This is a genomic window from Marinomonas posidonica, assembly GCF_043643765.1.
In the GTDB taxonomy this organism is placed as follows: Bacteria; Pseudomonadota; Gammaproteobacteria; order Pseudomonadales; family Marinomonadaceae; genus Marinomonas; species Marinomonas posidonica_A.
The window spans coordinates 122616-135437 of record NZ_JBHZSP010000003.1 but is presented as its reverse complement, the minus strand read 5'-3'; the positions used below and the strand labels follow the sequence as shown (position 1 = coordinate 135437).

Here is a 12822-nt window from a genome sequence, read left to right as displayed (position 1 = left end):
TTGAATAGAAATGACGCGGTCACAAGACCTCGCCATTTCTACGTCTACCTTGATCCAATACGGATTAGGCTGTCACGCCCTTTGCCGAGTCCGCACTTGGATCCTCTTCTGCAGGAAATAAGTTTGCATCAATCAACTTGGTGTCCCGCAACGAGCGCACACCAGCCCCTAGCAATAGGGTTGCCGCCGCGCACCCAAAGCCAAGCGCCACCAACCCCATGACGGGCGAGAGTACTTTTACCATAACACCAATGCCGAGTGCACCAGCGGAATCACCCACCACATCTTGTGCCGTCCAGAAACTGCCAATGCGACCTAGCATATGATCTGGGGTATGGCCTTGGACAATTGTATATTGCAATAAGCCTCCGATCGAACCGAGGTAACCGAATACCGCTAACGCCAACAACATCCACATCAGATGACCCATAAAGCCCAAGGCAGCAACACAGAGAAATGATAAGAATGCCGTGACCAGCATCACCACTCCCGGTCGTGCTGTATGACGAACCCAACCACTGGTCAGCGCACCTAATGTCGATCCGACGGGCACCGCCGCATACATAAGACCCACTTCAAACGCACCACCACCAAATGCCGTGGCCGCCAAAGCAGGAAATAAGATGCGAATGGATTTCGTGACCGCTTCCAATGTGCCTAATGCCACCACAGCGCGAATGATTTTGTGCGTAAATACAAACCGAAAACCATCCACTAAGGACCTCATCGGATGCTCTTGAGGGCTGCCTTGTTGCGGCTTCATGTTTGGCAAAGTAACCAGAGTAATCAAGGTACATAAGGTCCCAATGGCCGCTAAGGTGTAGTTCCATGTCACCCCAAACGACACAATCACAATACCGGCCAGCGCAGGTGAAATCACCGAACCGATACGCACAATTAACATACTCAGGGCGCCTGCGGTGGGCAGATTTTCTCGTCCGACCAAATGCGGTATCGACGCCATTAATGCCGTCATACCGATCGCACTGAAAAAGCCATCCCAAAGGGAAATCGCATACACCGCCCAAAGACTTGGTTCAGACAAATAGGCATTCGCCGCAAGCAGAACAAAGCCCACCCCACAAATGGAACGGGAAAACAATATTAACCACTTACGATCCATTCTATCGGCTAACACCCCACCCAACATCAGACCAATAAACATACCTATGCCATCTAACGCCACAGCAAAACCAACTTGTAAACTGGACCCAGTTAATTCGTATATTTGCACTGGCACCGCAACATTTAACATGCCAATGCCCAATACAGACATCAAACGAGCAATGAAAATAGCGCGAAAATTGGCGTTGGTTTTAAGCAAGCTAAAGTCCAACAATACTGAAGACTTAAACATCATTTTTCCCAGCTAATCGACTTCATTTGACAACAAATACCTTAACCCCTCCACCAAACCTGACCGCCATGATAACCAATCATGCCCACCACAAAAAACGTGATAACACACATCCGCTCCACTATTGTTTAAAGCATTCAGCATTTGGTCATTATAAAAACACATGTCAGCTTCGCCGGATCCAACAGTTTGATAAACGGATAGGTGTGCGGCATCCAATGTTTTGCTTTCTAACCTTTCCGCTAAGCCCCCTTTGGGAGGGCTATTAGACAACGCCTCTTCAAGATGAGAAGCATGCATACGATTTACTTCAGGCCACCAATATGAGCCAGATAAGCTAATGACTTTGCGATATCGCTTTGGAAAAGTTAAACCAGCATACAAAGAGGACAGACCACCCAAACTTTGTCCGGCAACAAGATACTCTGATGTAGAGCAAGCCGTATGATTAAGATACTGTGCCACGTCTGGCAATAATTCACTGTGTATTGCGTCCCAAAAAGGACGATAACAACTCAATTCTTGCCAACGGGTTTTCGAATCAATAGATGGCACTAAAAGGTAATGAGCAGGTGGTAATTGTTTTTGATCAGTCAAAAAATCCAACACAGACAAACAACCACTTCCTGCCCCCCACTTCTGCCCATCGAGCAAAATAACTAAAGGCGCCTTACCCTTTGCTGTTGAAAACAACTGACAATCTCGATGATTGATCAGGCTTTCCGACACCCAGTGAAATGTCTTGATGGCATCGCGTGAAACTCTAGGCAAATCCCCTTTATCCCATGCCTCCCACCCAACTTCTTTCGGGGCATTAGGCATATGCAAAGCTGACGATACTCCCCAGCCAGAACGCAGTACAGGAAGAGAATTTAAAGGATCGAAAATTTGCTGAGCTGCAACAGAAACCCACCAATCTCTCTGCGCTTGCACGGAATCATCACCTTGTTGCTTAACAACCTCAGGTAACTGATGTGCTTTTAGTGGGATAAAGGAATAACTGCCTCGCCATTGCGGATTGATGTCTAACTCTGCAAACCAAACATCTGTGCCGGCTACTCGCTGTAAGCACTTAGGAGTCCAAGTATGGTGATCCGTTATCGAGTTGACGTCCAATATTACACAGACAGTATCAGATGAATGCTCATCGCCTTGAGGGTCTCGCCATAGAAACTGAACTCTGTCCTGAGTTTTTAAAAAAGGACTTCCTTCTGTTTTAAGGCGCTCCCACCAATGATCAGTACCAACACCTTCACCCCCCCTCAAAAAAACCAGCCTAACATTCAAATCCATTACACTAATCAAACCCGTTTCCTTAGCTCACACTCAGTCCAATACAACTAAAACACCATCCAAATTAACAATGTAAATCAGATGTAAATTTAACAATAACACATATGATAATGATTATCATATGTGTTATTGTTTCTATATAATTTGAAATTAAATGGAAGTACGACGTAATGGTAAAGGCAAAATTAATCTCTCAATTCGTTTTATCAAGCATATTATGTTTACTCATAACCGCCTGCCAAGACACTTCCGAGCATACTTCCTCTGACCTTAAAATAGATCAGGTACTAAAAGACAACTCCGGTTGGCCAAGAACCATTATGACCAGTTATGGCGAGGTGACACTAACCCACCCCCCAAAACGCATTGTCTCAACCAGCATCACAATAACAGGCACCTTGCTGGCCATAGACGCTCCAATTATCGGTTCTGGCGCCACGATCCCGAACACCAACATTTCAGATGACCGTGGTTTTTTCACCCAATGGAGCGAACTCGCAACGGAAAAGAAACTCAAAGTTTTGTATCAGACAGAACACAATGCAGAAGCGGTTGTTAAAGCCAGCCCAGACCTAATTATCATATCTCAAACTGGCGGTGACTCTGCTCTTAAGCTATACGACCAATTAAAAGATATTGCTCCCACAGTTGTGATTAATTACAGCAACAAAAGCTGGATGCAACTTGCTCAGGTCTTAGGAGAATTTCTTGGTTTAGAAAACAATGCCGCCAATCTAATTGACTCATTCAATCAGCAAATAACTGAATTCAAAAATACCACCATACTCCCTCCGCAACCAACGACAGCCTTGGTCTATTATCAAGACGGCACTGGCGGTAATATCTGGACAGCTGAATCAGCGCAAGGACAACTACTCACCCAACTTGGTTTTACGCTATCCCATATCCCAGATTCAGTTCGCGGCGACTTAAGTATGGGGAAGCGCAATGACATTGTCATCGCCAGCGGAGAACGTTTCCCAGATGCATTAACAGGAAATACTCTGCTCTTATTTGCAACAGAATCGCCGCAAGAAGAAGCAGTAAAAGCAAATTCATATCTATCCGCCATACCAGCAGTAGTAAACAACTCCATCTATAGTGTTGGGAATGACACATTTCGACTCGATTACTTTAGCTCTAGCAACATGATCAAAAGGCTTGAAAACCTATTCAAGAAACCATCTCCCACAAACTAAGCAGTAACCAATGAATTAATCTAAGCCAAATACATGGTTCAACGCATTTAAGATGAGTACAAACAACTAAGTCTTAAAACAACCAAAATAGTAACGAAAAATTTATTTGGGAAATAACATGACAAAAGTAGCTCCAATTCATCCTGAATTATGTCGGCAGAATGTCGGCTCCAGTGCTTGGTGGGAGCAGATTAAAACCATAGGCACTCCTCTAACAATGGATCTTGGTGCGGATAACACTCTCGTTAGCTTTATATGGCAAGATGAAAAAAAAGCAAGTGCAGATATAGAAACAGTTTATATTGACCTGTATTCCAAAACACCTCATCCAACACAGAAACTCACCCAATTAACCTGCATTGATAACACTGACGTTTGGTTCTGGGAGACGGAATTACCTAATGATTGGCTTGGTAGTTACTTTCTGATGCCTGCAACAAATAAACAACAGCCACCCGTTCAAAACGATCGAGCTGCCATGCGTCGCTGGTGGATCCAACTGATGCAAAGCAATGCGCAACATGACCCACTCAACCCCGTTGCCCCACACAATAATGGCAGCGGCATCAAACTGTCCCGAGTGTGCCTTGATGGAAGCAACCTTTTTATATTCAAAGATCAAAATACACACCAACAAGGGCAATTACAAACCACAACATGGCTTAGTGAAAAACTGAATAATAAACGTTCTATTTGGCTGTATCAGACAGGAAAAAACACCACCAAAATACAACCGATTGTCTTGTTATTGGATGGACAGCATTGGGCAAACAATCTTCCTATTTACCATCAATTAGATGAACTAACGTTAGCAGGGCATTTGCCTGAAGCCCTATACGTTTTTATTGACTCCATCGATGCCTCACATCGCAATACTGAGCTCGCCTGCAATCCTGATTTTTGGAATGCCATACAACAAGAGTTAATCCCTAGAATTCGAGAACAATATGCTCTGACGCCTCCTTATCAAAACATTGTGGCTGGGCAAAGCTTAGGTGGCCTTAGTGCCATTTATAGTGCCTTAAACTGGCCTGAATATTTTGCGACCGCCATCAGTTTATCCGGCTCTTTTTGGTGGCCTGATGTGGAGTCAGCTCCAGGTGAAAGTAAATTCATTCAAAACATAAAACATGCTCCTACTACTTCAACACCATTAAATCTTGTAATGGAAGCAGGCTGCTATGAAAAAGACATGCTGGAAGTGAGTCAAATCATGGCCAGAACACTACAAGCCAACGGACATCAAATTCAATTCAATGAATTTAGAGGGGGGCATGATTGGTTGTGCTGGCAACAAAGTCTTATTCGAAGCCTGATCAAAGCATTTAATACTGAATTTACTCTATCTTAGACAATATAAGGACCATATGGCATGGATAACTCTCAATATTTAAATCCATTTGATAATGAATCACATAGCTTTTTAGTACTTAAAAACGATCAAGGTCAATACAGTTTATGGCCTGAATTTGCTACCTGCCCACAAGGCTGGCGACAAGTTCTTGGCCCTGCTTCCAGAAGCGAGTGTTTATCTTATGTGGAACACCATTGGAAAGAGATTAACCCTTTCACTAAGACTGTAACCGAGTGCTAATAAGGAGTTTTTTATGGAACTAAAGACACTTCCCCTTACCCGTACCCAAGAAGGCATATGGCTAGCCGATCAGGTATCAGATGATAAAAATCTTTACACCATCTCTCATTGTGTCGAACTAAAAGGCAATATTCAGGGCCAACAGTTACAGCAAGCAATAAGACTAGCATTAGGAGAAGCCGATACAGTCATTGCTCAGTATGAAAATGGAAAACAACATTTCATAGACAACTCCATGGATGATTTTCAAGTTGAAACGGTTGACTATCGGAAATTGGAGAATGGTAGAAAAAATGCATTTGCCATTATGCAAGAAGATACAAATAAAGACCTACCTCTAACAAATCAGCGACTAACAGCGTTGCAAAAACAAATACTTTTCTTAATTGAAGAGAATGGTCATGTCATTTGGCTCTGGTATCAACGCTATCATCATATCATGTTGGATGGATTCAGTTTCACCGCCCTTACAAAACGTGTCGCCGACATATACACCAGCCTAAATAATCAGCGCCCTGTTACAACGTCACCCTTCACCTCAGTCGCCCAGGTAATTGAAGAGGAACTCTCTTATAAAACATCAGAGCGTTATTTGTCCGATCAAGTTTTTTGGCGTGACTATTGTGCCGATCTCCCCCCAGCCATCAGTCTTTCAAATTCAGCTACAACAATTAGCCAAAGTACATCTGACTTAATTAAACATTCCGTCACTATTTCAGATCATCATTTAATAGCACTAGAAACCGTCTCAAAATCGATTAAAAGTAACCGTGCTGAATTATTGATGAGCCTTATTTGTGCTTACCTTTTCCGTATGAGCGGACAAGCAAATCAAGTGATCGGTGTACCATTCATGAGACGCCTAGGATCTATCTCAGTAACCTCAGTTGCCCCTATGGTCAATGTCTTACCAATGAAAGTAGACCTTGACGGCAATATGACTTGGGCACATGTCGCAAAACATTTTAAAGGTGCCTTAAAAACCATTCGTAGACATCAACATTATAGTGCAGAGCAAATTCAACGAGACTTAAAAACAGTTAACTCTTCTACACTTTACAGCACCCTTATAAACTTCAAACAATTTGATTATGATCTGAATTTTTCAGATATTGCTGGCATAACACACCATTTAGCAACGGGTCCAGTTGATGATTTAGAAGTTAGCATTATTGTAGAAAAGGACAGAACCTACTTCGAGTTAAGAGCCAATTCTCAAAAACATAATAACGAAGCGTTAAAAGCACATGGCAACAGAATTACGACCATGCTCAAAAACTGGTTGCTTAATGAAGCCACCCCATTAAATCAACTTTCCATTCTTCCAGTGGAAGAATACAAAACTGTTATGAAATGGGGAACAGGACGAACATTTGAACCGCATGATTTAAACAACATATTGGATGTATTCTGGCAGCAAGTAGAGCAAAAGCCAGAAGCAACAGCCCTAGTATGTCGTATTCCAAATGAAGAACAGGAAACACGTTACACTTTTTATGAGCTCGGTAATCAAGTCAATCAGTTGAGTCGTTATTTACTGAACGAGCTCGCGGTGAACGATGTAACGGATAATGCGGTAATTGCCTGTGCTATGCCTCGAAGTGCTCAATCCATCATCGCTATGATGTCGATCCTTAACACTGGCGCAACATTCTTACCATTAGACATGGATTATCCTAAAGAACGCATGGAAATGATGTGTGAGGACACCTCTCCCACTCTGCTATTAAGTCACTCAAGTGTTTCAGTGGGACTCGATATACCTACCTTAAATCTTGATGATGATGCCATCACTGCTTCCTTAGCAACATTCTCAAACACGAAATTAACTGAGTCAGAAAGATCAACACCAAGTGGCAGCGATATTGCTTATGTTATTTTTACTTCCGGAAGCACTGGTCGACCTAAAGGTGTGATGAATACCCATAGTGCGATGTTAAACTTATTACTTTCTCATCAAGATTCTATTTACCGACCAGCTAAAAAAGTCATTCAAGACCGCTACCCAAACCGCGCGCTTAGAGCAGCACACACACATTCCTTTTCATTTGATTCTTCTTGGTTACAATTTTTTTGGCTTATTCAAGGAGAAGAGCTGTATGTATTTGATGAAGAAACTCGACGCGATGCTTTCGCCATTGTCGAGGAAGTTCATAATATTAAAATCGATGCTATGGACCTTCCCCCTTCTCTGCTTGCACAACTGCTGAACAATGGATTAATGGATGAACGCAGTCACTCTAATCATCAACCGAGCCTTATCCTCATTGGTGGAGAAGCCTGCCCTTCAGCACTATGGCAACAATTAAGAAGTTTCCCTAAACTAATATCTCATAACCTTTATGGTCCAACTGAATACACAGTAGACACGCTTCGCGCAAACCTAGCAAAATATGAATTACCTGTGATCGGTCAACCTATCGCGAACACACAGATTTATATTCTGGATACTCAACTACACCCCGTCCCCATTGGCGTATTAGGAGAACTTTATATTTCAGGATCTGGCTTAGCGCAGGGTTACTTAGCTCGTGCCGAGCTAAGTGCTAGTCGTTTTATTGCAGACCCTTTCAGCCCCAAAGTGGGGGAGAGAATGTACCGTACTGGCGATATCGTACGATGGAACGCAGAGGGTGTTGTCGAATTTGTCGGCAGAGGTGATGATCAGGTAAAAGTTCGAGGCTATCGTGTCGAAATAGGAGAAGTCGAAAATGCGCTATCACAACTTGAAAATGTTGAGAGCGCCGTAGTAATTACTGAAGAGATAAATGGCAGCCATCGCCTGCTAGGCTATTGCGCCGTACCAAACTTACCCGAAGAAAAGCACAAGCCATATGGTCATACTTTAATGACACTATTAAAACAACATTTACCAGACTATATGGTGCCGTCTGCTATTTGCGTCATGTCCTCTCTACCCCGTAATGTCAGTGGTAAAATAGATAAAAAATCTTTACCCGAAATCGCGCTCGAAAGTTCATCTTCTTCCTTTATTCAACCTATAAATGAAGATGAAGAACGCTTATGCCTTTGCTTCTCAACCGTCCTAAAATTAGATTCGATCAGCGCCACTGATGATTTCTTTGCTTTAGGCGGTGATAGCATCAGTGCCATTATGTTATGCACTGAATTACGAAAAAAAGGTTATGCCTTACGCCCTAGTCAGGTATTTAAACTGCGCTCACCACAGGCGTTAGCAAAAGAAATTCGCTCTATTTCTCAGGGCACATTATCGGAAAACATCAATCAGTGGGAACTTAAGCAAAATCAATGGGACATTCTGTCTACTCGATATCATCCGATTGCCGATGTCGCGCCGTTGTTACCACTTCAAAAAGGCATGCTTTTTGAAACCATAATAGATTCCGCATCAGGCAATTACAATGCTTATACTCGACTTAACTTCACTGGAGAACTGAACCTCTCTCGGTTACAAGATGCGCTGAATACATTATTAAAGCACTACCCTCAGTTAGCAGGAGCCTTTGACAGCGAGAGTTTAGAAGAACCTGTTCTAGTGATCCCCAATACCAAGGAAAAAGCATGGCAGTGGCCATTAAGCAGCCATAACATCAGCATGTACGCTGATGCTCAAAAAGACGCAGCACTGGCAAAGCTCGAACAAAAACTACTAGAAACACCTCATCAAGTCGGATCTTTCACTGGTATGATTCACGCCGCCTATGTCAACATAGGCCAAGACAAAATATCTGGGTTACAACAATCCGCTCTCATCTTGATCGTTCATCATCTTGTTATTGATGGTTGGTCGACCCCACTTCTGATTCGAGACTTACTCAGTGCGTATCAGCAACGTCCACTCAAGCCTCTTGCGAGCAGCTACACAAACGTCATTAAGCAGCTTTACAGTCGTGACCAACAAGCCAGTATTAATAAATGGCAAGAAGTCATGCATCAAGCACAACCCTGCCAACTATTTGAACAACATCATGAACAAGTAAGTGAGCATTGTTTCAAGTTAGAACAAAATTTAAGTCTCCAACTCACTTCTCTGCTAAAAGAACAAGGAATAACACTGAACGTCTTTATGCAAGCACTATGGGCTCAGATGTTAAACCTACTGTCAGGCAAGGAGGACATTGTTTTTGGCTCACCAGTTTCAGGCCGAAGCAGCCATATTATTGGCATTGAAGATCAGGTTGGTTTATTCCTAAACACTCTACCCATTCGCATTAAACTAGAACCAACAAAATCTCTCTGGGATCAATTACCCGCATTACAAGAGCGCCATATTTCTTTGCTTGAACATGATGCTATTGGCTTAACGGACATCCATAAATCGGTCGGCAACCAGCCTCTATTCGATACCTTACTGGTTGTGGAAAATTACCCTGATAATGACTATCTAGATGTAGAATTGAAAGGGAAGAATGGCAACATTTTAACCATAAGAGATATACAAAATCGGGGTTACAGCCACTACCCACTTGCATTATTGATCATTCCTGGTGACGAAATCACCTTTTTGATCGAAAATCGTGGGGCGATGACGATAAGAGAAGTAGAGGCACTGTCTCAAAGAATAGAACAAACAATTAAAACCAGCCTAAGCTCACCCGAACGCCCTCTTTGTCAGTACCAAAGTACGAGCCGTCAAGAAACCGATTTTATCGCTAGCATTAACAGTACTAAGCAATCGGTAGAAAATTTAACACTGCAGTCAGCTCTGACCAAACAAGCGCAGCTAACCCCTAATGCTTTGTGTCTTTCTGACTCGCAGCATCGATTAAACTACCATGAAGCACGCCAACAAGTTCAAGCTCTCGCGCATTTTCTTCGCATTCAGGGCGTCAACTCAGGTGATATTGTTGCTGTTGCCATTCCAAGAAGCAGCTACTTAAGTCTGGCTATTTGGGCCATTATTGAAGTTGGCGCTGCTTACCTCCCACTTGATCTTAGTTATCCTGATGACCGTCTTGGCTACATGTTAGAGGATGCAAAACCTGTTCTGCTCATCACTCAAAGCGCTCAACAAAATCGCTTTAGTGAAATACATGCAGATGTAAAACAGCTACCGTTTGATCATTTTTATGACCATACCTTTATTGAGAATGCAGTCAAAACAATTCATCACCCTGACATCACGGGAGACCATCCTGCGTATTTAATATACACCTCAGGTACGACGGGGCGCCCGAAAGGTGTATTAGTTTCTCACAAGGCAATCGTCAACCGTATTTTATGGATGCAACACGAGTATCAACTTACTCCCGAGGATGTTGTACTGCAAAAAACACCAAGCAGTTTCGATGTTTCAGTTTGGGAGTTTTTTTGGGCTCCTATGGTCGGCGCTTCATTAGTCATGGCTGAACCCGATGCTCATCGTGACCCAGAATTACTGATGCAGACCATAGATCAATTTAACGTAACGGCCCTGCATTTTGTTCCATCTATGCTGGCGATTTTCACTGCGACCTTGCAAATTAAAGTGATTCATCATTCAACTTGCACTTCGTTAAAACAAATCTTTTGCAGTGGCGAAGCCTTATTAAAGGCGCAGGCACAGGCCTTTAAAAACTGTTCAAATGCACAACTTCATAACCTTTATGGTCCGACAGAAGCCGCAGTCGACGTCACTTATAAACCCGCTTTTGATGATCTATTATCCAAAGGTCAAGGCATTGCAATAGGAAAACCGGTTTGGAATACAGAACTGCGTGTTCTAGATCAGTATCTGCGTCCAGTACCAATTGGTGTCACCGGAGAGCTATATCTTTGTGGAACTCAATTAGCCATAGGATACCTAGATCGCCCCGAACTAAACTGCGTTCGCTTTATTGCCGACCCTTATGGAATGCCGGGCGACAGAATGTATCGCACAGGCGATATTGTGCGTTGGTTGGAAAATGGCGATGTTGAATACTTAGGCAGAGCAGATAATCAAATAAAAATTCGTGGTCAACGTATTGAATTAGGAGAAATAGAAACCGCTCTGCTAAAACAAAACAGTGTTGAACAGGCTGTTGTCGTGGCTCAAACACTAAATACGCAAGTCGATCAAACAGGACAAGATAACCGTCAACTAGTCGCATATCTTACATTAGACACATCCAAACTTGGTGAATATGAGGAATCCAAGATCCGACTTGAACTGAGTAAAGAGCTCCCCAACCACATGCTGCCAATAGCTTATGTGGTATTAGATAGTTTACCCCTTAGCGCGAACGGAAAGTTAGACCGAAACGCACTACCAAAGCCAAATCTGGTAAAACACGATCAGAGCAATAACACATCCAGATCGCCCGCAATTGGACTAGAGAGCCAACTGGCTAGTCTCTTTAGTAACATTCTAGGAATCGAAGAGATTAAGGCCGAGGATGATTTCTTTGCTTTAGGTGGTCACTCGTTACTTGCTATGAGACTAGCGGCCGATATTCGTAAAGAGATAAAACAACCCATTACCGTTGGCCAAATAATGGTGACCTCAACCATTGCCAAACTTGCTCAGTTACTTAATAAAGATACTGAACAACATGGCCGAGAGAAATTGGCAGCGATGCTGAGTAATGACCAATTGACAGATAAAAAAACAAATAGCGGTTTTGATGATTTGATTTACTTACGTGAAGGACAAGGTACCCCTTTGTTTTGTTTCTATCCAGGATCAGGCTTTGCGTGGCAATACAGCGTGCTATCTCGTTACTTAAAAGGACAACACCCTATTATTGGCCTTCAATCACCTAGACCAAGTGGACTGATCGCCAGCAGCGATACACTTGAAGAACTAGTCAGTAAACAGCTTGAGGTCATTCTTCGGGAACAGCCACAAGGCCCTTACTATCTATTAGGATACTCGCTTGGCGGAACCGTCGCCTATGGCGTTGCTGCGAAATTAAGAGAAATGAGGGAAACTGTTAACTTTCTTGGCCTGTTAGACACCTACCCTGCTGAGGTACATGATTGGAATGACCCTCAGGGAGAAGAAGCTGCAATGGGAGCAGAACGTGAGCAGACACAACTGCTAACCAATGCGATTTCAGACAAAGACAATGATTCAGATGACGTCGCTCTGTTAGTAAAACAAGAACAGGATAAAATGCTAGAACAAATCTTTGCTAACTATAAAGATGCTGTTCGCCTACTGAAAAAAGCCTCAACTCCCACTTACAACGCAAAAATTCATGTTTTTATTGCCCAACAGTCTTTACCAGACTACATCAGTCCAACTAAGCAATGGCTGCCATATGCTAGTAAAGCTCATTTCCATTCTCTGGATCATTGCAGTCATGAAGACATTCTATCAACGGATAACTTAAAAACATTAGGGCCTTTATTAGATCGGCTTATTGATGAGGCATCACAAGAGTCGAATTCTAGAAAAGAATCAAATATTCCGTCAGAAATGGTCTAACCCTTTA

At 42.9% G+C, this 12822-nt stretch carries 6 protein-coding genes; 4 read left to right on the top strand and 2 right to left on the bottom strand.

What is annotated here, in order from left to right:
* Positions 1–64: 64 nt before the first annotated feature.
* Together entS and fes (ACHUFM_RS04540) are read right to left on the bottom strand one after the other, a co-directional pair.
* Positions 65–1360: an enterobactin transporter EntS gene (gene entS / locus ACHUFM_RS04545; protein WP_394179998.1), complete on the bottom strand. Its 1296-nt coding sequence runs from the start codon at positions 1358–1360 to the stop codon at positions 65–67.
* 9 nt (positions 1361–1369) lie between these two features.
* Positions 1370–2662: an enterochelin esterase gene (gene fes / locus ACHUFM_RS04540; protein WP_394179996.1), complete on the bottom strand. Its 1293-nt coding sequence runs from the start codon at positions 2660–2662 to the stop codon at positions 1370–1372.
* 158 nt (positions 2663–2820) lie between these two features.
* On the opposite strand from fes (ACHUFM_RS04540), the gene fepB reads away from it, so the two are divergent.
* The 4 genes from fepB (at position 2821) to ACHUFM_RS04520 (ending at position 12815) form a co-directional block, all read left to right on the top strand.
* Positions 2821–3849: a Fe2+-enterobactin ABC transporter substrate-binding protein gene (gene fepB, locus ACHUFM_RS04535; RefSeq protein ID WP_394179994.1), complete on the top strand. Its 1029-nt coding sequence runs from the start codon at positions 2821–2823 to the stop codon at positions 3847–3849.
* 118 nt (positions 3850–3967) lie between these two features.
* Complete coding sequence (fes, locus tag ACHUFM_RS04530) at positions 3968–5200, top strand: enterochelin esterase (RefSeq protein ID WP_394179992.1); 1233 nt, start codon at positions 3968–3970, stop codon at positions 5198–5200.
* A gap of 21 nt (positions 5201–5221) precedes the next feature.
* Positions 5222–5443: an MbtH family protein gene (locus ACHUFM_RS04525; protein WP_394179990.1), complete on the top strand. Its 222-nt coding sequence runs from the start codon at positions 5222–5224 to the stop codon at positions 5441–5443.
* 13 nt (positions 5444–5456) lie between these two features.
* A complete protein-coding gene (locus ACHUFM_RS04520; RefSeq protein WP_394179988.1) occupies positions 5457–12815 on the top strand; it encodes an amino acid adenylation domain-containing protein in 7359 nt (2452 codons plus the stop codon).
* Positions 12816–12822 lie beyond the last annotated feature (7 nt).

Bases quoted from the DNA above. Each gene is read 5' to 3' on its own strand.
- ACHUFM_RS04520 (WP_394179988.1), top strand. From the start codon at position 5,457: ATGGAACTAAAGACACTTCCCCTTACCCGTACCCAAGAAGGCATATGG.
- entS (WP_394179998.1), bottom strand. From the start codon at position 1,360: ATGATGTTTAAGTCTTCAGTATTGTTGGACTTTAGCTTGCTTAAAACC.
- ACHUFM_RS04525 (WP_394179990.1), top strand. From the start codon at position 5,222: ATGGATAACTCTCAATATTTAAATCCATTTGATAATGAATCACATAGC.
- fes (WP_394179992.1), top strand. From the start codon at position 3,968: ATGACAAAAGTAGCTCCAATTCATCCTGAATTATGTCGGCAGAATGTC.
- fepB (WP_394179994.1), top strand. From the start codon at position 2,821: ATGGTAAAGGCAAAATTAATCTCTCAATTCGTTTTATCAAGCATATTA.